The sequence below is a fragment of the Bradyrhizobium sp. R2.2-H genome (assembly GCF_004346455.1).
Classification (GTDB): Bacteria; Pseudomonadota; Alphaproteobacteria; order Rhizobiales; family Xanthobacteraceae; genus Bradyrhizobium; species Bradyrhizobium diversitatis.
This window is the reverse complement of record NZ_SMBR01000011.1, coordinates 58,470-77,341: the sequence shown is the minus strand read 5'-3', so window position 1 is coordinate 77,341 and position 18,872 is coordinate 58,470. Positions and strand designations below refer to the sequence as shown.

18 protein-coding genes are annotated in these 18,872 nt (G+C 64.4%); 9 read left to right on the top strand and 9 right to left on the bottom strand.

Annotated features, from left to right (window positions below; genetic code table 11):
- Positions 1-24: 24 nt before the first annotated feature.
- On the bottom strand, positions 25-339 hold the full coding sequence (locus EDE08_RS26415) for a hypothetical protein (protein WP_165936193.1): 315 nt from the start codon (positions 337-339) through the stop codon (positions 25-27).
- A gap of 337 nt (positions 340-676) precedes the next feature.
- A complete protein-coding gene (locus tag EDE08_RS26410; RefSeq protein ID WP_131871683.1) occupies positions 677-1,024 on the bottom strand; it encodes a DUF3088 domain-containing protein in 348 nt (115 codons plus the stop codon).
- Between the two features lie 114 nt (positions 1,025-1,138).
- Here EDE08_RS26410 and EDE08_RS26405 point away from each other — a divergent pair, with 114 nt between their 5' ends.
- Together EDE08_RS26405 and EDE08_RS26400 are read left to right on the top strand one after the other, a co-directional pair.
- Positions 1,139-2,965 carry an AMP-dependent synthetase/ligase gene (locus tag EDE08_RS26405; RefSeq protein WP_131871682.1) on the top strand — a complete coding sequence of 609 codons (1,827 nt, stop codon included), beginning with the start codon at positions 1,139-1,141 and terminating at the stop codon, positions 2,963-2,965.
- 76 nt (positions 2,966-3,041) lie between these two features.
- On the top strand, positions 3,042-4,619 hold the full coding sequence (locus EDE08_RS26400; protein ID WP_131871681.1) for an oleate hydratase: 1,578 nt from the start codon (positions 3,042-3,044) through the stop codon (positions 4,617-4,619).
- Between the two features lie 3 nt (positions 4,620-4,622).
- On the opposite strand, the gene EDE08_RS26395 is transcribed toward EDE08_RS26400, so the two are convergent.
- The 5 genes from EDE08_RS26395 to EDE08_RS26375 all read right to left on the bottom strand — a co-directional run bounded on the left by EDE08_RS26395 (position 4,623) and on the right by EDE08_RS26375 (position 9,895).
- Complete coding sequence (locus EDE08_RS26395) at positions 4,623-5,201, bottom strand: hypothetical protein (protein ID WP_131871680.1); 579 nt, start codon at positions 5,199-5,201, stop codon at positions 4,623-4,625.
- Positions 5,202-5,403: 202 nt separating this feature from the next.
- Positions 5,404-6,717 carry a tetratricopeptide repeat protein gene (locus tag EDE08_RS26390; RefSeq protein ID WP_131871679.1) on the bottom strand — a complete coding sequence of 438 codons (1,314 nt, stop codon included), beginning with the start codon at positions 6,715-6,717 and terminating at the stop codon, positions 5,404-5,406.
- Positions 6,718-6,726: 9 nt separating this feature from the next.
- On the bottom strand, positions 6,727-7,965 hold the full coding sequence (locus EDE08_RS38895; RefSeq protein WP_207913096.1) for a restriction endonuclease: 1,239 nt from the start codon (positions 7,963-7,965) through the stop codon (positions 6,727-6,729).
- 155 nt (positions 7,966-8,120) lie between these two features.
- Entirely contained in the window at positions 8,121-9,137 is a 1,017-nt protein-coding gene (locus tag EDE08_RS26380) for an aldo/keto reductase (protein ID WP_131871678.1), read from the bottom strand.
- 332 nt (positions 9,138-9,469) lie between these two features.
- Positions 9,470-9,895 (bottom strand): PaaI family thioesterase, encoded by a 426-nt coding sequence (locus EDE08_RS26375; RefSeq protein WP_131871677.1) that lies wholly within the window; start codon positions 9,893-9,895, stop codon positions 9,470-9,472.
- A gap of 68 nt (positions 9,896-9,963) precedes the next feature.
- Here EDE08_RS26375 and EDE08_RS26370 point away from each other — a divergent pair, with 68 nt between their 5' ends.
- Together EDE08_RS26370 and EDE08_RS26365 are read left to right on the top strand one after the other, a co-directional pair.
- Entirely contained in the window at positions 9,964-10,590 is a 627-nt protein-coding gene (locus EDE08_RS26370; RefSeq protein WP_131871676.1) for an NUDIX hydrolase, read from the top strand.
- A gap of 55 nt (positions 10,591-10,645) precedes the next feature.
- Positions 10,646-11,860, top strand: coding sequence for a hypothetical protein (locus EDE08_RS26365; RefSeq protein ID WP_131871675.1), 1,215 nt, complete (start codon positions 10,646-10,648; stop codon positions 11,858-11,860).
- Between the two features lie 167 nt (positions 11,861-12,027).
- On the opposite strand, the gene EDE08_RS26355 is transcribed toward EDE08_RS26365, so the two are convergent.
- A complete protein-coding gene (locus EDE08_RS26355) occupies positions 12,028-12,333 on the bottom strand; it encodes a hypothetical protein (protein ID WP_131871674.1) in 306 nt (101 codons plus the stop codon).
- A gap of 193 nt (positions 12,334-12,526) precedes the next feature.
- On the opposite strand from EDE08_RS26355, the gene EDE08_RS26350 reads away from it, so the two are divergent.
- The 5 genes from EDE08_RS26350 to EDE08_RS26325 all read left to right on the top strand — a co-directional run bounded on the left by EDE08_RS26350 (position 12,527) and on the right by EDE08_RS26325 (position 17,818).
- Entirely contained in the window at positions 12,527-13,006 is a 480-nt protein-coding gene (locus tag EDE08_RS26350; RefSeq protein ID WP_165936191.1) for a hypothetical protein, read from the top strand.
- 383 nt (positions 13,007-13,389) lie between these two features.
- Complete coding sequence (locus EDE08_RS26340; RefSeq protein ID WP_131871673.1) at positions 13,390-14,337, top strand: TAXI family TRAP transporter solute-binding subunit; 948 nt, start codon at positions 13,390-13,392, stop codon at positions 14,335-14,337.
- A gap of 161 nt (positions 14,338-14,498) precedes the next feature.
- The gene (locus EDE08_RS26335; RefSeq protein WP_165936190.1) at positions 14,499-16,619 is read left to right on the top strand and encodes a TRAP transporter permease; all 2,121 of its coding nucleotides are present in this window, start codon (positions 14,499-14,501) and stop codon (positions 16,617-16,619) included.
- Positions 16,580-16,999: a DUF1850 domain-containing protein gene (locus EDE08_RS26330; RefSeq protein WP_131871672.1), complete on the top strand. Its 420-nt coding sequence runs from the start codon at positions 16,580-16,582 to the stop codon at positions 16,997-16,999. The genes EDE08_RS26335 and EDE08_RS26330 overlap by 40 nt, the downstream gene beginning before the upstream one ends.
- Positions 17,000-17,011: 12 nt before the next feature.
- The gene (locus EDE08_RS26325) at positions 17,012-17,818 is read left to right on the top strand and encodes an SDR family NAD(P)-dependent oxidoreductase (RefSeq protein WP_131871671.1); all 807 of its coding nucleotides are present in this window, start codon (positions 17,012-17,014) and stop codon (positions 17,816-17,818) included.
- A 220-nt stretch (positions 17,819-18,038) separates the two neighbouring features.
- Here the strand turns inward: EDE08_RS26325 and EDE08_RS26320 are convergent, their stop codons facing one another.
- A complete protein-coding gene (locus EDE08_RS26320) occupies positions 18,039-18,809 on the bottom strand; it encodes a hypothetical protein (RefSeq protein ID WP_131871670.1) in 771 nt (256 codons plus the stop codon).
- Positions 18,810-18,872: the final 63 nt, after the last annotated feature.

Genomic DNA, 18,872 nt, shown 5'->3' with positions numbered 1-18,872 from the left:
CCGCATCTCTGCGGGCCTTTTGTCTTACCAGCGTCCGCCGCCGAAGCTGAACGTCACGCCGGGACCGCCGCCATAATAGCCGTACGGTCCGCCGCCGTAATAACCGTGGTGCCGCGGATAGTAGCCGTAGCTTCTGTAATGGGGCCGGTAGTGGCCGTGATGATGCCGCCAGCGATGATGGTGACCGTGCCAGCGATGGTGCCTGCGGTGCGCGCTGATATCGGTGGACCGGCTTTCCTGCGCGGTCTGTTTGGCGCTCACGCTGCCTGCCGCGTTGGCCGCCGATCCGCCGGCGAACGCCGCAGCACCGAGGGCGATCGCGGCAATGAGATACTTCATGTCATCACTCCAGTTGAATGTCGAGTGACAACACATGAGCATCCGGCGCGTTCCCGCCAGTGCTGGCGTCGAAACGACGCAGATGTGGAGTTCCGATTAACGCGCGTTAACGTCTGTCGATGTTTGAACGCCGCGCGTTCTATTGTCGCATGACGATGCGTTGCCTCGCGACTCGTGCCCCGGACGCAGCGCAGCGTCTCTTCGACGATGCGCTGCTGAGCCGGGGCACATGTTCTTGGTGTGCCCGCTGCATGGGTCCCGGCTCTGCACATCAGCGCAAGGAGCGCTGCAGCGCGTCCGGGACACGAGAGCGGGTACGCAGATTTTCGCACACCTTTCACGGATGCGGATCGGGAAAGCCGTGGCGCTCGGAGAGCGCGGCGAGGATCGCGTCCTTGTCGGCGATGAAGGCGCGGCCATGATGGCTGCCGGTCTGGTGCTGCGAAGTTGCGCCAGTCGCGAGCACGAGCAGCGGCAACGATTGGTTCTCCTCGCCGACCAGCGCGATCACGGCTTGCCGTGGTAGCGGCCAGGGGATCCGCTCGACGTCGAGCTTTTCGGCGAGCGCCGGAAACGAGGCCAGCACGCCCTCGATCAGCGCGCAATGCCAGCAATAGAACCGGCGATTCGGAAAGGCCGGATCGTCGAAACCGGGGCGCAGCAGAAACAGGCGGTCGCGCGTCATGGGTCGCTCCGAAGCATGGCCGCCTTGCTGAGGATCAAGGCGGCGCGGTCTGGCCGGCCTAGTGTCGAGGCCCCAGATGGTTGGGGATCGATAGAGTTAAGAAGAAAGGACGCCATGCCGGGGCCGATCAGTCAACCGCAGTCGCTCGCTGACGTGACGACACTGCCGGAGCTCTTGCGCTGGCGCGTCCATGCGACGCCGGCGGCGGAGGCCTATCGCCATTTTGACGGCGCTGCCGGGTGCTGGGTCAGCCAGTCCTGGCAGGACATCGATGCGGAATTCGAGCGCTGGCGGCGGGCGCTGGCTGCGGAGGGCTTTTCGGCCGGCGAGCGTGTCGCCATCCTGATGCCGAACGGCATTGCGCATGTCGCGATGGACCAGGCGGCGCTATCGCGCGGGCTCGTTCCGGTGCCGATGCATGCCGTCGACAACCCCGACAGCATCGCCTACATCCTCGCCGATTCCGGTGCGCTGCTGCTGTTCGTGGATAGGCTTTCGCGCTGGCAGGCGATCACCGCCACTGGTCAGCCGCTCGACCATCTCAAGCGCATCGTCTGCGCGGATGCGGCGGGGCTCAGTGCTGCCGATGCCCGTATCGTCGCGCTCGACCGCTGGCTTGCGGAGCCCCGCAGCGCCGGCGCGCCGCTGGCTGACGTCGCGGTCGAGCCGGGCGATCTTGCCGCCATCGTCTATACCTCGGGCACGACCGGCCGGCCCAAGGGCGTGATGCTGTCGCATGGCAACATCGTCGCCAACGTGAAGGCGGTCGCGCGGCGCATCGCGGCCGTGCCCAACGACGTCTTCCTGTCCTTCCTGCCGCTCTCGCACACCTTCGAGCGCACCGGCGGCTATTATTATCCGATCGCGGTGGGGGCCTGCGTCGCCTATGCCCGCTCGGTGCCGCAGCTCGGGGAAGACCTGAAAATGGTGCGGCCGACGGTGCTTGTTTCGGTGCCGCGCATCTACGAGCGCATCTACGCCCTGATCATGCAACATCGCGCGGCGGCCGGCGGCGCAGAACGCGCGCTGCTCGATCTCGCGCTTGCCGTCGGGGGCCGGCGCTTCGATGCGCGGCAGGGGCGGGGCTCGCAGACGCTGTTCGACCGGCTCGCCTGGCCGCTCCTGAAGCGTTTCGTCGCCGACAAGGTGCTGGCCCAGTTCGGCGGCCGCCTGCGCGTTGCGGTCTCCGGCGGGGCTCCGATTGCCGAGCCGGTCATCCGCCTGTTTCTCGCGCTCGGGCTCGACATCCTTCAGGGCTACGGCATGACCGAGACCTCGCCGGTCGTTTCCGTCAATACGCCCGACGACAACGATCCGTCCTCGGTCGGCCGCGTCCTGGACGGTCTGGAGGTCAGGCTCGGCGAGCTCGACGAGCTGCTCGTTCGCGGGCCGAGCGTGATGCTCGGCTACTGGCACAAGCCGGAAGAGACGCGCAGGGTCAAGCAGGCCGACGGCTGGCTGCACACCGGCGATCAGGCCCGCATCGAGAACGGGCGCATCACCATCACCGGTCGCATCAAGGACATCCTGGTCACTTCGACCGGCGAGAAGATCGCGCCGGTGGATCTTGAGACCGCCATCCTCGCCGATCCCCTGTTCGAGCAGGCACTGGTGATCGGCGAACAGCGGCCGTTCCTCGCCGCGCTGGTCGTGCTGAATGCAAAGGCCTGGGCGCAGGAAAAGGAAAGGCTCGCGGCGAGCGACAAGCAAGGCGCTGCGGCGGAGCGGGCCGTGCTGCTGGCCAGAATTGCGGCCGCCGTGAAGGCTTATCCGTCCTACGCGACGCCGCGCGCGGTCTGGTGGACCCTGGATCCGTGGACCATTGCCGGCGGCCTGCTCACGCCGACGCTGAAGAACAAGCGCCCCGCGCTGGAGCGCCGCTTCGCCGCCGAGATCGAGCAGATCTACGCCGGGAAGCCGGCGCCGATAACGGCGACGTGATTCCGCCTTCGGCTGCCCTTGATCCAGCGCAACTTCGGCCGCCGCCGCCCGATGCAATGTGGCCGCGACATTCGAAATGCAATCGAGGCAGATCATGAAGGTGTATTTCATCGGCGGTGGCATTGGATCGCTCGCAGGCGCGGCGTTCCTCGTTCGCGATGCGCAGCTGCCTGGGCGCGACATCGTGATCTACGAGGCGCAGCCGCTGGTGGGCGGCAGCCTCGACGGCGCGCAGCTCGCGAACGGCGCCTATTCGCTGCGCGGCGGGCGCATGCTCACCACCGACCATTACGAATGCACCTGGGATCTGCTCTCGAGCATTCCCTCGCTCGAACATCCCGGCCTCAGCGTGCGCGACGAGACCATCGCCTTCAACGAAGAGAACCCGGCGCATTCCCGCGCGCGGCTGGTCGACCGCAACCGCTTCAAGGTCGACGTCTCGCACATGGGCTTTTCCGCGCGCGACCGGATCGAGCTGCTGCGGCTCACCGAAGCTTCGGAGGAGACGCTCGGCAATAGCCGCATCACCGACTGGCTGTCGCCCGGATTCTTCGAGTCCAATTTCTGGTACATGTGGCAGACCACCTTCGCCTTCCAGCCCTGGCACAGCGCGGTCGAGCTGAAGCGCTATCTGCACCGCTTCATGAGCGAGTTTCCGCGGATCGAGACGCTCGGCGGCGTCAAGCGCACCGTCTACAATCAGTATGACGCGATCGTGCGGCCGCTCGCCGACTGGCTCAAGCGCCAGGGCGTACAGTTCGTGCGCGGGACGCGCGTCACCGACATGGCGTTCGAGGCCGACGGCGCGCGCTTGCGCGTGCGTCAGCTCACGCTCGACCGCGACAGCCGCACCGCCAATGTCCGGCTTGAAGACGACGACATCGTGTTCTTCCAGAACGGCTCGATGACGGACGCTTCGAGCCTGGGCACGATGACCGAGCCGCCGCCGCGCCTGACCAAGGCCGACAGTCAGGGCTGGGCGCTGTGGGAGACGATCGCGCAAGGACGTCCCGAATTCGGCAATCCGTCCGCGTTCAACAGTTCGATCCCCGAATCCTACTGGCTGTCCTTCACCGTCACCTGCCGCGATCCCCGGTTCTTCGACCGGATGGAAGCGTTCTCCGGCAACAGGGCCGGCACCGGCGGTCTCGTCACGTTCAAGGACTCAAACTGGCTGATGTCGGTCGTGCTCTATCACCAGCCGCATTTCACGGGCCAGCCGAAGAACGTGCAGGTGTTCTGGGGCTACGCGCTGCATCCCGACCGCATCGGCAATTTCGTGGCAAAGCCGATGTCCGATTGCGGCGGCGCCGACATCCTGAAGGAGCTTTGCGGTCACCTGAACTTCGATCCCGCCGTGTTCGAGGATGCGATCTGCATTCCCTGCCGCATGCCCTACATCACCAGCATGTTCATGCCGCGCAACGCCACCGACCGGCCGCTGCCGGTGCCCGAAAATTCCGTCAATCTCGCCTTCGTCAGCCAGTTCGTCGAGATCCCCGATGACGTCGTGTTCACCGTCGAATATTCGGTGCGTGCGGCGCAGACGGCGGTCTATCGGCTCATGAAGATCGATCGCCCGGTGCCGCCGGTGACGCGGCACGACAAGTCGCTTGCCGTGATCTTCGCGACGCTGGAGAAGGCGTTCGCGTGATGGCTATTTGAACGGGTCCTGGATCGACGGTGCCGACTGGCGGATGCGGCGCACGCTGACCGGCGAGCCGTCGGAGACGAACACGAGCTCGTATTTCCGGCCCTGGTTGTCGGTCGCCGAGCAGGTGACGTCGTTCACCTTCCGGGCGGCGAAATTGCCGGTCTGGCGGCAGACACCGGTGGAGGTCTGCTCGGCCGGCACCGGCAGGCCGTCGACCCTGGGCCGGTCCTTTGAGTTCAGCAGCATGCGGTCGATCGGCAGCTCGTAGGAATTGTCGTCGGCGCGCTTGCCGTTCTCCCCGGAAAACGACACGACGTGGCTGTCATCGGACGGATTGTCGACAGCGACCGCGAAATTGACCCGGCCCCTGTCGCCATGGGCGTAGGCCACCGTCTTGCAGGCATAGGTACGGCCTGCGACCTTGAACGTCTTGCAGTGGCCGGAGATCAGCGCCAGGAGGTCGATAAAGGCGTTCTGCTGCGGCTGCGGATTGTTGACCGGAATGGGTCCAGAAGTCTCGGCAAAACAAGGGCTTGCCAAGACCATGATCAGGGCGGCGAGGACCGGTCGGCAGAGGCGCATCGTCGGGCTCGTGTGCCAGGGGGCTGTAGCGGCGGAAAAGGTCCGTCCGACAACCATCGAACCGCAAATTCGTTGCGATCCCGTTTGCACCGCAATTCCCGCCTGGAATACCACCGCGTCACCCCCGACGGCGCTTTGCCCAAATTGCCCAACCCGTATGGCCAGCACATGCCATCAGGGCAGTGTTTTTTTCGTGGCGGAGCTAGCCTGTCGCGGCCTGCCAGCGCGCATCCCGAAGCGAGGGCCGGCGGTGCAGGCGGGCATCCAGTACGGCGCGGGCGCGTGGCAGCTCACCGCTGCGCATGAGCGCGACGATAAAGGTGTCCTCGATCAGCTCGCGCTGGGCATGGCTGCCGCCGATGCGCACGACCTCGCCGAGGACCGGCGCGAGCACCTGGACGCAAGTCCGGTAATCCTCATCGGCGAACGCCGCGAGCGCGCGGCAGATTGCCGGTACCACGGGACCGGCGGGCAGCTTGCCGTCAGCGAGCCGCTGTTCGATCGTCCCAAGGCGCGCGGCGAGCGCCTCGCGGTTTTGCGTGGCGGCTGCGAACAGCGCCATGTGGACGTCGGCAAAGGACAGGCTTGACCTCGGAAACAGCTTTTGCGCGGCGGCGTCAGCCTCGCGCCACAGCGCTTTCGGCACGGCATGGCCGTAGGCAGACAGGCGCCAGAGCAGCGAGGCGCTGTCGGTGACGACGTTGAGCGGCGGCGCCTGCGTGGCGGAGGGCTGGAGCACGTCGGCATAGATCGACAGCGCCCGCGCCGCATCGCCATGCTCGAGCGCGCCGAGCGCCTGGTGCCAGCGGATATGGCTGTGCAGGATTCCGGCGCGGTCGTAAGTGGGGATCCATTCGTCGACGAGACGGTCGACCGCATCGATCGAGCCGTCCTCGAACATCGCATGCAGCACCGCGTGCATGGCGTGGGCGTTCTGCCGGCGCAGATTGAAACCGCGCTCGGTGACGGCGCGGCCACGGGCGACGTCGCCATTCTCCGTCATCGCCCAGCCGGACATGGTGAGGAACCACCAATCCTCCCCATAATGCCGCGCGACGCGCTCGCACAGCTCATGCCGGGCGCGATCGTGGTCGGCCATGCCGGAGAATGCGAACAGGCCGAACGCGCCGAGCGGCAGCGACAGCACCACGGCGTCGCGTGGCCATACGTCGATGTGCTTCAGCGTCGACGCGATCGCTTCGAGCAGCCGGCCCTCGATCGCGAGCGCCAGCGTCTCGACATGCGAGCGCTCGCGCTCGGTGCCGCGCTTGGCCGCCAGCTCGCGCGCGAGCGTCGCCTTCTGCCGCGCGAGATCACCCTGCTGGTAGAAGGCATGCACGCGGGCGCGGGCGATATGGGGAAGTGCGAATTCCGGGTCGGTCGCGATCGCGCGATCCAGCGTCTCCGCCGTGCCGGTCCAGCCCGCGAGCATGAGGTCGACGCCTTCGCGATACGCGGCCGCCGCCTCGTGCGAGGTGGTGGAGAGCGGCAGGCCGTAGCGGTCTTCGGGAAACATCTGGTGCGCCTATGTATCCTCAATGTTGCCGACGATCGGCCCTTCCTCTTCGACGTCTTCCTGAGTGAATTTTTCTGCGAAGAAGGCGTCGTCAATTTCGTAAATCTCAACAGGGCTGCGTCGAATACCGACTTGGTGCTTTATACAGAGATCAAGAAGGCGTTTCCCGTCAATTAGAGTTATTGGTGCGGCTCCAATAAATAGAGCCCCCTCTTGCGCACCTCTTGCGAAGCCGCCAAGGCTGATAATTGTGCCGCGAATGGCCTTAAAATATGGGAGCGCTCCACGCAGCTCATCGACTTTAGGGCGAGTAATTGTATTCTCGGTGCGCTTGACCTGCACCACCTCGGTTATTTCTGTTATACCAAATTGAACACGAGCAACCACATCAACGCCCTTGTCGCCGCTGACCTTTGTGACGCGGACGTCTTCATAGTCCATTGCATCAAGCAGTTCTTTAACGAAGTGCTCAAATTGAGTCGGCTCCAACTGCATCAGACGGGCTCGAAACGCAATCAATTGCTCTTCATTGTGCGCATGAGCAGCTTCCGCAACTGTAGTGCGCTTCGAGGAAGGCGCCGTGCTGGCTATGCTAGCTTCGATTGGTTGGGAAAAGCCTTTCAGCCAATGCAATCCAGTTTCGGTGATCGTATAGTAATTTCCCTCACGAGTGATCAAGCTGCGTTCGGCCATCGCCATCAGCCTACGACGCAGGGTGTCAGCAAAATTCTTTGGCGTCGTAAATAGTGAGACGGCTTTTAGATAATCAGACCAGGCCGGAAGAATATCCCCTCTCTTGCAGGGAGAGCGCTCGGCAACGAGGGAAAGTAGTTTGGGTATACCTTCTGCAGCATCAAGTTCGCGAAGAATGGCCTCGTCCCTCGCTAAGAACTTCTGGCCCCTATCGCCAAGCTGATAAACGCCACCAACTCGATCCAGGAGCCTCATTCTGTTGATGAAAAGATAACACCCTCTCAGGTAGCGAGGATTCAGCTCCTTGCCGCTCCCTTCCCATATTTTGCGCGCCAGGTCTTGCAGGTCGCCCGAAAGGCGCTCTCCGATCCAGGTGTCGGGATCCGACCAATCAACAGGATTTTGTGGTGTCCCCGTTTGGTCGGCAATTGCGCTGATCATGTCGCGCACCCGCTGAACGGGCTCGCCATTGAGTAGACGAATGGCGTAGGCAACCTCAGAATAGGGTGCATAAAGTGGCGCTTGAACGACAGGCTCTGCTTGTGGAGCAATCATGTAGTTAGCCTAGATGAAATGGTACCAATCTATGCGCAACCATCGCGAGCAGTTGTTCAAGTTGTCAAGGAGTTGAGGCGCGCTTTGTTGGGCTCGCTATACTGCAATGCAACGTCGTATTGCCTGCACCATTTTGTTCGTCGTCAAAATCGCGACTAGAAGCTGACCGTCCGCGCGCGGCGGCCTTCGATCGGATAGGCGGGGTCGTTGTAGCCCGGCGTCGAGGGATGGCCTGGCGTCACCAGCCGGTCGACCAGCGCCTCGTCATCCGCGGTGAAACGATAGTCGAGCGCGCTGATGTAGCCGTCCCATTGCTCCTCGGTGCGGGGACCGGCAATCATCGACGAGACGAAGGCGGAGTTCAGCACCCAGGCGACCGCGAACTGTCCGGCGGTGATGCCCTTCTTCTCCGCGTGAGTCTTGATCTCCTGCGCGAGGCGCAGCGATTCCGGCCGCCATTCAGTCTGCATCATGCGGGTGTCGTTGCGGCCTGCGCGCGTCTCCTTGTCGGGGGCTGCATCTGGCTTGTACTTGCCGGTGAGCACGCCGCGCGCCAGGGGGCTATAGGGCACGATGCCGAGACCGTAATAGGAACAGGCCGGGAAGTGCTCGACCTCCGGCATGCGGTTCATGGCGTTGTAGTAAGGCTGGCTCACCGCGGGTCGATCGATGCCGAGCCGGTCGCAGATGTTGCAGATCTCGGCAACGCGCCAGGCGCGGTAGTTGGAGACGCCGAAATAGCGCACCTTGCCTGACCGGATCAGGTCGCCCATCGCGCGCACCGTCTCTTCCAACGGAGTCGCGTGGTCTTCCTTGTGCAGGTAGTAGATGTCGATGTGATCGGTGCCGAGCCGCGTCAGGCTTTCGTCGGCGGCCTGCAAGACCCAGCGTCGTGACAGCCCGCCGCGATTGGGATCGCCGCCCATGGGATTGGCGAGTTTTGTCGCGAGCACCCAGGCGTTGCGATTGCTGGCGATGGCGCGGCCGACAACTTCTTCGGAGCCACCTTTCGAATAGGCATCCGCCGTGTCGATGAAGTTGATCCCGGCGCTGTGCGCCTTGTCGATGATCCGTTTTGACGTGGCTTCATCCGTCGGTCCGCCGAACATCATGGTGCCCAGGCAAATCGGCGACACTTTCAGGCCAGTACGGCCGAGCTGACGGTATTGCATGGGCTATCCTTGCTGCTTCTTCGTGAGAGCAGCATAGCCAGCAACGCCCGTCATTGCGAGCGCAGCGAAGCAATCGGGAGATGTGTCCGTGGAGGGATTCTGGATTGGTTCGCTGCGCTCGCAATGACGAGGTGAGGAAGGCAGCCCGATTTCCTCGCGTCGTCCCGGACAAGCGGAGCGCAGATCCGGGACCCATAACCACAGGGAGTTGTTTGGCGAAGACTCGGAGTGACCTGTCTCGCGCTATATCTACTCCCTGGGGTTATGGGTCCCCGCGTGCGCGGGGACGACAGCGGAGTGTTTGGCGACAGCGGGGGCTGCCTAACTTATGCCTACGCCGGCCCCTTCAATATCTTGAACACGCCATTCGCCATCACGACGCAACGATCGTCCACGCTGACTTCGGTGCTCATGAAAATCAGGCTGCGGGTCGAGCGGACCACGCGCGGGCGGGAGATCAGGATGTCGCCGATCTGGCCGGCCTCGACGAAGTGGGTGTCGAGCTGCACCGTCGCCAGATATTCCTTGCCGGAGACATAGCGGGCCGTCATGCCGCAGGTGCGGTCGGCAAAGGTCATCATCACGCCGCCCTGGACCATGCCGCGGCGATTGTGGTGCTTGTCCTCCGTGGCGAGTGCGAATTCGTAATGGCCGTCGACCTTGCGCTCCCACAAGGGACCGACGAGGTGGAGGAAGCCCGTGGTCTCCAGGATGCTCCAGCCGTCTGATTTCAGCCTTGCGGCGGCCTTGGTGGTCATGTCGTCGTCCGTTCCTGCGTGGGCCTTGCGAGCGCATTTCATCGGGGCCGGACGTGGTGTAGTCAAGCATCATGAGACCGTTCGATGATGCCACACGGCGGAATATCGCGGATGCCTGCGCGGCCTTCACGCGCCTGCAGGAGGATGATGCGCAAGCGACGCTGAAACGCGCCGCGGTGGCGGTCGCGCTAACCGCGAGCGAGGGCGACGACACTGCGCTGCTGCTCACGCTGCGCGCGTCGCATCTGCGCGCCCATCGCGGTCAATGGGCGCTGCCGGGCGGCCGATGCGATCCCGGCGAGACGCCGGTCGAAGCGGCGCTGCGCGAACTCGACGAGGAGCTTGGCCTTCGCCTGACGAATGCGGATGTGCTCGGCACGCTCGACGATTACCCGACGCGGTCCGGTTATCTGATCACGCCGGTCGTGGTCTGGGCCGCAGCCAGCGCCGCGATCCGGCCGAACCCGGAGGAGGTCGCGTCCGTGCATCGCATCGCGCTGGCGACGATCGAGCGCGAGGACGCTTTCGATTTCGTCGCCATTCCCGAAAGCAGCCGCCGCGTGATCCGCTTCCACCACCAGATGAGCCTGATCCACGCGCCGACGGCGGCGCTGATCTACCAGTTCCGCGAGGTGCTGGCGGGGCGGCAGACCCGCGTCACCGACCTGGAACAGCCGGTGTTCGCCTGGAAGTGACATGGTAAACGGCGCGTTAACGTGACGGTTACCGGATGCCTGCTAAGAGGGCAGCATGCATCATTCGATTCGAAACACATTGGCGCTGGTTCCACTTGCGCTCGTCCTGATCACGCCGGCCGCGCGCAGCGGCGAGGCCGACGCGCTGCCGCCGGCGATCCGCGATGCCAAGGCCCAGCTGCTGTCGCAGTTTTTCGCGCAAGGTGGCGCCTCGGCTGCCGTGCTCGAATATCGCCGCAAGCTTGCCGAATACCAGGCGGCGCGCGCCGCCTTCGACGCCGAGGCTGGCGCTTATTGGAGCAAGATCTCCGAGAAGCGTCGCGGCCGCAACGCCAAGCGGCGCAGCGGGCAGCAGGTCACGCTCGACGATTACGTGCTGGAGCATCCGCCTCTCTACAACGGGCCGAAGCGCCCGGTGAACCCGGAGCCGGAGGAAACGCCGGAGCGGCCGCCGCGAAAGCCTATTCCGGTGGTTGCCGATTTCCTGCGCGCGGCGCAGCAGCTCTACCAGTTCACGCCGCAGCGCCCGTCCAGCGAGCTCGAGTTCAAGCGCGCCTATGCGCGCTACGCGCTGGCCCACGGCTTGACACGTGAGCAGGCGGTGCGGGTCTATTCGTTCGAAACCGGCGGCACCGGAAGTTACGACGTGCAGGCGGGCATCGAGCACGGCGGCAAGCGCGCGATCTCGACCGCGATGGGCTACAATCAGCTCCTGACCACCAACAGCGTCGAGCTGCTGGCCGAGCAGGGCCATGAACTCATCCGTGCGCTTTCCGAGAAGGTGGCGCGGACCTCTGGGCCGGCGCGGCATGCGCTCGAGCACAAGCTCGCTGTCCTGAAGAAAATGGTGGCGCATGCGAAGTCGGTGCCCGACACTTGGTCGGAGCACGAGAAGATCGGCAACACGCCGCAGGGCTGGGCCATGCATGCGATGGTGCTCGACGTCGACATTGGACCGATGCTTCAAACTCACAAGCTGCTGACGTCGGTGCTGTTCGCCCGCGCCAAGGGCCACAGCCGACCGCTCTCCGCGGCCGAGCTCGAAATGATGAACCTCACCGGCGACGGCACCGGTCTCGACATGGTGACGATGCCGCAGGCGATGCGCGAGAAGGTGCCGACCTCGAACTTCTTCCAGCGCGGCGGCTACGAGCGCAATCCGGTCGCGATCCGCCACAACACGGTGGCGAAGCTGCTTGCCGTGACCGACGAGCGGATGGACTCGAACAGCAACAAAGCCGGCGCGCGGGAGCTCGCGGGGGCGTTTTAGGCCTTGGTTCGCCACGTTCTCCGCTGTCATGCCCCGCTCGACCGGGGCATCCAGTACGCCGCGGCCTCTCGATTCAATTGCTGCGGCCTCTGGAATACTGGATCACCCGCTTTCGCGGGTGATGACACCGAGTGTGTGGTGCTGCAATCGCCCGCCAGCCCGCGCCCCTACTGATCCGGCCCGAACTTGAACTTGCCGTCGCCCTCCAGATAAGGGCCGCTCCGCATGTAGAGCTGGCCGTTCTGGCCGATGAAGAACAGCGTGCCCTTCGGCACCTTCTTGGCTCCCTTCAGGAGCTCGCCGGCGTTGCTGGTACCCATTTTGTAGGAATAGGTTTTGCCGGCCCTGTCATAGGCATAGCCCATGTCGGGCTTGAGTTCCCAGGGCGTCGCTCCGGTTTGCGCCAATGCGGGCCCTGCGCATGCGCCGAGCGCGGCTACGATTGCAATTGTCTTGGTTGAAAATGCCGTCATCCCATCCTCCCACAGTCGGGACATTCCAGGCTTGAACAAATCACGAACGGCGTGGCCGGGTCAATTTGCGAAAGCGCCGCAGCGCATCACGTCTTGCCCAGTAGCTTGTGATTTTCCCTTCGTCCCCTCGCGACTATGTTCCGCTTTCAGTCTAGAACGCAATTCGACAAAATTACTGGTAGGGATGATTCGGATGCGCCATGTGATCAAGTTTTGCTGGTCTGCTGTATTGTCGCTGGCGGCGATGGTGCCGGCGGCCCGGGCCGATGATTACCAGCTCAGCCATAATCAGCGCATTTCCTGCAGCCGCGGCCTCGCCCCGGGCAAGCTGAACACGGCGACCTGCAAGTCCTACACCTATCTCTTCAATACCAAGACGTCGGAATATTTCCGCTGCCAGGTTTCCCTGGCTCTGACCCGCGACAACAAGGAGGTCATCAACGTCCAGACCGACGGCGGCTGCACCAAGAAGCCGCGCATCTTCGAGACCGACGGACATTACGACTTCGACCCCACCGAGACCGAGCCGCCGAACACCAATTCGTTCTTCGGCCCAGGCGGCTATTCGGTCTGGGCCGCCGATGTCGGCGCGCAGAAGATCCGCGGCTGCATCACCATCTCCTCCGGCCTCGGCTCCGACATCTCGAAGTGCCTGGACATGACGTTCCAGTGAGGGAGCCCCGATCGCCACTGCGTAAGCGGTGGGCTCCCTCCCCCGCTTCCGGGGAGGGTTGGGGAGAGGGTGCCTCCGCATGGGGACAATCCCCTGGAGGAGAAAACCTTCACCCGCGCCGGAGCCTGTCGTCGGGCGCGCCGTTGGCGCGACCCGCTGGGCGCGACCTCGTCCGCAAGCTTGCGGGAGAGGTGACCGAGCAAGCCGCTCCGGCTCGAACCTAACGCGACTCCAGTCACGCTGCGCCACCTCGCCGCACCATCCGGTTCCAAAGAACCCGGCGGGAACGGCCGTTCGCCGCAGTCCTGTTTTGTCTTTTGGATGGGTTGACCCGCGCCCCTCATCCAGCCAATTTCGCCGCCGGTTTGGGGAGAACAACAACCATGAAACGGACGATTTTCGGCGTGGCCGCGGCTCTTGCTCTGGCGGCGTCGGCGCCTTGCGCGCGTGCGCAATCCTTCATCAACGTGCTGACCGGAGGCACCTCGGGCGTCTACTATCCGCTCGGCGTCGCAATCGGGAAGATCTACGGCGACAAGATTCCGAACGTGAAGACACAGGTGCAGGCCACCAAGGCGTCGGTCGAGAATCTGATCCTGCTGCAGCAGGGGCGCGGCGAGCTGGCGTTCACGCTGGGCGACTCGCTGAAAGCGGCCTGGGACGGCGAGGAGGAGGCCGGCTTCAAGACCAAGCTCGACAAGCTCAGGACCATCGGCGCGATCTATCCGAACTACATCCAGATCGTCGCGACCGCCGACAGCGGCATCAAGACGCTCGCCGATCTCAAGGGCAAGAGCCTGTCGGTCGGCGCGCCGAAGTCGGGTACCGAGTTGAACTCGCGCGCGATCCTCGCGGCCGCCGGCATGAGCTACAAGGATCTCGGCAAGGTCGAATATCTGCCCTTCGCCGAATCGGTCGATCTCATGAAGAACCGGCAGCTCAACGCCACGCTGCAATCGGCCGGGCTCGGCGTCGCCTCGCTGAAGGACCTGTCGACCTCGAGCCCGATCACTGTGGTGTCGGTGCCGAAGGAGACCGTCGACAAGATCGGCCCGCCGTTCGTTTCGGCGATCATTCCGGCCAAGACCTATACCGGTCAGGACAAGGACGTGCCGACTGCGGCCGTGATCAACTATCTGGTCACGAGCTCCGCGGTGTCGGACGATCTCGCCTATCAGATGACCAAGCTGGTCTATGAGTCGCTCCCTGAGCTCGTCAACGCCCATGCGGCCGGCAAGGAGATCAAGCTCGAGACCGCAGCCAATGGCAGCCCGGTTCCGCTGCACCCCGGCGCGATCCGCTATTACAAGGAAAAAGGGCTGATCAAGTAAGGTCGGCTCTCGCCACGCTTCGTCATGGCCGGGCTTGTCCCGGCCATCCACGTTTTTAGGTTTGGCGACAAAGATCGTGGATGCCCGGGACGAGCCCGGGCATGACGGCTCGGGTGGACCGTGCCAATGCTATAAGCGCTCGACGATTGGGGACGAGTTGGATGCTGGAAAAGGCAGAGGGTACCGAGACGGCGCCCGACAAGGTCAAGGTCGAGTTCGACAATTTCGAGCATGGCTTCCCGGAAGGCTTCGGCCCGGGCTGGTGGGGACGGCTCGCCTACTGGATCGGCATCGCGTTCGCGACCTTCCAGCTCTATGTCGCCGCATTCAACTATCTGCCGAGCCAGGTGGTGCGCGGCGTCCATGTCGGCTTCCTCGTTCTGCTCACCTTCGGCCTGATCGCGAACTTCACTGCGAAGAGCAATTTCGGCCGTGCGCTCGGCTGGGTGATCGGCGGCTCCGGCTTCTTCTGCGGCCTCTACCAATGGATCTTCTACGCCGACCTGATCGCGCGCGACGGCGATCCGACCCGGCTCGATCTCGTGGTCGGCACGCTGCTCGCGGTGCTGATCTTCGAGGGCACGCGGCGCCTGATGGGAGCGGCGCTGCCGCTGATGTGCGGCGCGTGCCTGGTCTACTGGTTCTTCGGCCAGTACCTGCCGTCGCCGCTCAACCATCGCGGCTACGATTTCGACCAGATCGTCACGCATCTGTCGTTCGGCACCGAAGGCTTCTACGGCGTGCCGATCTACGTGTCGGCGACCTATATCTTCCTGTTCATCCTGTTCGGCTCGTTTCTCGAGCGTGCCGGCATGATCCAGCTCTTCACCGACGTCTCGCTCGGCCTGTTCGGCCGCACCCGCGGCGGACCTGCCAAGGTCGCGGTGTTCGCCTCGGGCATGATGGGCACGATTTCAGGCTCGGGCGTCGCCAACGTCGTCACCGTCGGCCAGTTCACGATTCCCTTGATGATCCGGTTCGGTTACCGCCGCGCCTTCGCCGCCGGCGTCGAGGCGACGGCATCGATGGGCGGACAGATCATGCCGCCGGTGATGGGCGCGGTCGCCTTCATCATGGCCGAGACGCTCGGCGTCCAGTACTCGGAGATCGTCAAGGCAGCGGCGATCCCTGCGATCCTGTATTTCGCGTCGGCCTTCTGGATGGTGCATCTGGAAGCCGGCAAGCACGGTCTCGTCGGCATGAAGCGCTCGGAAATCCCGAGCGCCTGGAAGGCGCTGGTGGCGCGCTGGTACCTCGTGCTGCCACTCGCCGCCCTCGTCTACATGCTGTTCGAAGGCTTTACGCCGCTCTATGCCGGCAGCATGGGCCTCGCGCTGACCGTGACGCTGATCCTTGGCACTGCCATCACGGCCGGCGTCTCCGCGACGGCGATTCGCTACATCTTCTGGATCGGACTTGCGCTCGTGGTCGCCGCGCTGTCGCGCGAGGGCTTGCAGATCGTGCCGGTCGCAAGCGTCGTGGTCGGGCTGATCGTGATCACCGCCTTCGTCCGCGGAGGGTTTGCGGCGTTGCGCGCCTGCCGCGATGCGCTGGCCGAGAGCGCGAAATCCGCCATCACCGTCGGCATGGCCTGCGCCATCGTCGGCGTCATCATCGGCATGATGTCGCAGACCGGCGTCGGCACCATCTTCGGCGGCTGGGTGATCGGTCTCGGCGAGAAGAGCCTGTTCCTGGCGCTGGTCATGACCATGCTGCTGTCGATCCTGCTCGGCACCGGCATTCCGACCATCCCGACCTACATCATCACCGCCGCGCTCGCCGCGCCGGCGCTGGCGAAGCTCGGCGTGCCCCTGATCGCGAGCCACATGTTCGCGTTCTACTACGGCATCATGGCCGACCTCTCGCCGCCGGTGGCGCTGGCCGCGCTGGCCGCCGCACCGATCGCCAAGGAGAATCCGGACAAGATCGGCTGGGAGGCGATGCGCATCGCGATCGCCGGCTACGTCATCCCCTTCATCTTCGTTTATTCGCCGGCGCTGCTGTTGCAGGCCGGCGATCCCATGGCGGCCAGGCTCGGCTTCTACGGCGCGGTGGCGCTGGCCGCCACCAAGGCGCTGGTGGCGATCGGCCTGTTCGGCATGGTCGCGATCGGCTTCCTGTTCACGCGGCTGACGCTGATCGAGCGCCTGGTCGCGCTCGGCGCCGCGTTCTGCCTGCTCGGCGAATTCCCGTTCAGCGACACCGCGGGCTTCGTGCTCGCTGCTGCGCTGGTGCTGTGGCAATGGCGGCAGCGCCCGCCGACGGCGGTCGAGGCGGCGTGAGCCTCTGCTTCGCAACGGCATCAGGCGTGAAGGCGCTGGCGCTGTCCGCCTTCACGCTGGCCTGGACGCATTCGGTCGCGAAGGTCGAATGGCAGGAAGATTGGCGTGTCACGCCCGCCGGCCTCGAACTGGTGCAGGCCCGCGTCAAGGGCACCGGCCCCGGCATGGAGCCGCCGCCCGAGGCGCGGCTCGTCGATGGCTGGTTTCAATGGCGGCCGCAGCGTCCGCCGATGCATGAGGTCGTGCTCGGTAATTCCGGTGCGGCCGGGGAATGGCGGTTGTGCCATGACGGGAAGTGCCGGACATTGTCGGAGATTGTCGGCCATCCGATCGGTGCTAACGCCACCACAATGAGCATCTGCGAACAACAAGAGAAATAAAGGGAGATCACGATGGATAGGCTCAAGGGCAAGGTTGCGATGGTGGTGGGCGCCGGCTCGATCGGCCCCGGCTGGGGCAATGGCAAGGCGACCGCGGTGACCTTCGCGCGCGAGGGCGCGCAGGTGTTTTGCGTCGATCGCAATGGTACCGCGGCCGAGGAGACCGCGAAGATCATCACCGAGGAAGGCGGCAGGGCGACGGCGTTCACGGCCGACGTGTCGCGCGCAAGTGAGATCGAGGCGATGGTCGCGGCATGCCTGAAGGCCTATGGCCGCATCGACGTGCTCGACAACAATGTCGGCATCGCCGAGATGGGCAGCGTGGTCGAGGTCAGCGAGGAGAGCTGGGACCGCGTCTTCAGCGTCAACCTCAAGAGCGCCTATCTCGCCATGAAGCACGTCATCCCCGTCATGGTGAAGCAGGGCGGCGGCTCGATCATCAACATTTCCTCGATCGCCTCGATCCGCCACATGGGCATCTCCTACGTCACCTATGGCACCTCGAAGGCGGCGATGAACCAGATGACGCGCACCACGGCGATCGAGTTCGCGCGCCATCATGTCCGCGTCAACGCGATCCTGCCCGGCTTGATGAAGACGCCGATGGTCGAGCATTCAGCGGGTCTTGCTGCCAGCTACGCCAAGGGCGACGTCGAGGCGATGTGGCGCGCGCGCGATGCGCAGGTGCCGATGGGCCATATGGGCGATGCCTTCGACGTCGCGAATGCAGCGCTGTTCCTGGCCTCGGACGAGTCGAAATACGTGACGGGCATCGAGCTCGTGGTCGACGGCGGGATCACGTGCAAGGCGGGGGCGTAGCTTCAACCTCCGTCGTCGTCCCGGACAAGCGCGCCAAAAGCGCGCGCCGATCCGGGACCCATAGCCACAGGATAAAGTTGTTTTGCTAAACGGTAACTCCGAGTCCTCGTAACCACATCGCCCTGTGGTTATGGGTCCCGGATCAGCGCTTCGCTCCAGACAACGCTACGCGTTGTCCAGAGCTGCGCTTGTCCGGGACGACAGCTGAGTGTCGGGTTGCCTATTGCGCCAGCGCCAGGATCCCGCCGGCGAACGCGTGCCATGCCGCCGTCTCGCTGACCGGCCAGTTCAGCACCTTCACCGCCAATAGCGCGAGCGTGCCGTAGATGTAGACCGGATGCACGCGGCCTTCGGTGCGCCAGTCGCGCACCATGGCGACGACGAGCAGCAGGGAAGCGACGACAGCCGGCGCAATCGTCACGGGCACCGGCGGCGGGCCGGCCGGTCCCGGAGGCGCGAGGAAGGTCAGGAACCAGCGCGCGATCGCGGCATCGAGGATCGAGACCGCCGCCAGCAGCATCAGGCGCTTGTGGATCTCCGGTCTGCGCGTGTTCATGATCGCCAGCACGAACACCACGGCGAAGAACGCGATTCCGCTCATCGGCACGATCGAGAAGCCGATGCCGGCTTCCTTCTGCCCGAGCGCTGCGGAATGCTGCATCACGTGCACCGAGGCGAGGAAGCCGAAGATCGTCATCGCGGTCGCGAGCGATACGCCGGCGATGCCGAGCGAGCGGTGATTGACCACGCGGCCCGAGGCCGCGAGCCAGGTCTGGAGCACGAAATAGAGCGACCAGGTGAAGAACAAGAGTCCGTGAAAGTGGATCACCGGACTTGCCGACAATGTCCGCTGCGCGAGCGGCACCCAATAGGTCGGTGCGAAGCCGAGAAAGGCGGTGGCCGCGCAGGCCAGGGCCATGTGGAAATAAAAATATCGTGCAGGCGACGCCTCACGCGCGCGCACACGACGGTCGTCGATCAGGGTCGTCATCAGGAGTGAGTCTGGAAAGGTGGCGTTTGGTTCAAACCCGGCTATTCACCCTCCGCTGTCGTC

Bases quoted from the DNA above. Each gene is read 5' to 3' on its own strand.
- EDE08_RS26415 (WP_165936193.1), bottom strand. From the start codon at position 339: ATGAAGTATCTCATTGCCGCGATCGCCCTCGGTGCTGCGGCGTTCGCC.
- EDE08_RS26410 (WP_131871683.1), bottom strand. From the start codon at position 1,024: ATGACGCGCGACCGCCTGTTTCTGCTGCGCCCCGGTTTCGACGATCCG.
- EDE08_RS26405 (WP_131871682.1), top strand. From the start codon at position 1,139: ATGCCGGGGCCGATCAGTCAACCGCAGTCGCTCGCTGACGTGACGACA.
- EDE08_RS26400 (WP_131871681.1), top strand. From the start codon at position 3,042: ATGCAATCGAGGCAGATCATGAAGGTGTATTTCATCGGCGGTGGCATT.
- EDE08_RS26395 (WP_131871680.1), bottom strand. From the start codon at position 5,201: ATGCGCCTCTGCCGACCGGTCCTCGCCGCCCTGATCATGGTCTTGGCA.
- EDE08_RS26390 (WP_131871679.1), bottom strand. From the start codon at position 6,717: ATGTTTCCCGAAGACCGCTACGGCCTGCCGCTCTCCACCACCTCGCAC.
- EDE08_RS38895 (WP_207913096.1), bottom strand. From the start codon at position 7,965: ATGATTGCTCCACAAGCAGAGCCTGTCGTTCAAGCGCCACTTTATGCA.
- EDE08_RS26380 (WP_131871678.1), bottom strand. From the start codon at position 9,137: ATGCAATACCGTCAGCTCGGCCGTACTGGCCTGAAAGTGTCGCCGATT.
- EDE08_RS26375 (WP_131871677.1), bottom strand. From the start codon at position 9,895: ATGACCACCAAGGCCGCCGCAAGGCTGAAATCAGACGGCTGGAGCATC.
- EDE08_RS26365 (WP_131871675.1), top strand. From the start codon at position 10,646: ATGCATCATTCGATTCGAAACACATTGGCGCTGGTTCCACTTGCGCTC.
- EDE08_RS26355 (WP_131871674.1), bottom strand. From the start codon at position 12,333: ATGACGGCATTTTCAACCAAGACAATTGCAATCGTAGCCGCGCTCGGC.
- EDE08_RS26350 (WP_165936191.1), top strand. From the start codon at position 12,527: ATGCGCCATGTGATCAAGTTTTGCTGGTCTGCTGTATTGTCGCTGGCG.
- EDE08_RS26340 (WP_131871673.1), top strand. From the start codon at position 13,390: ATGAAACGGACGATTTTCGGCGTGGCCGCGGCTCTTGCTCTGGCGGCG.
- EDE08_RS26335 (WP_165936190.1), top strand. From the start codon at position 14,499: ATGCTGGAAAAGGCAGAGGGTACCGAGACGGCGCCCGACAAGGTCAAG.
- EDE08_RS26330 (WP_131871672.1), top strand. From the start codon at position 16,580: ATGGCGGCAGCGCCCGCCGACGGCGGTCGAGGCGGCGTGAGCCTCTGC.
- EDE08_RS26325 (WP_131871671.1), top strand. From the start codon at position 17,012: ATGGATAGGCTCAAGGGCAAGGTTGCGATGGTGGTGGGCGCCGGCTCG.
- EDE08_RS26320 (WP_131871670.1), bottom strand. From the start codon at position 18,809: ATGACGACCCTGATCGACGACCGTCGTGTGCGCGCGCGTGAGGCGTCG.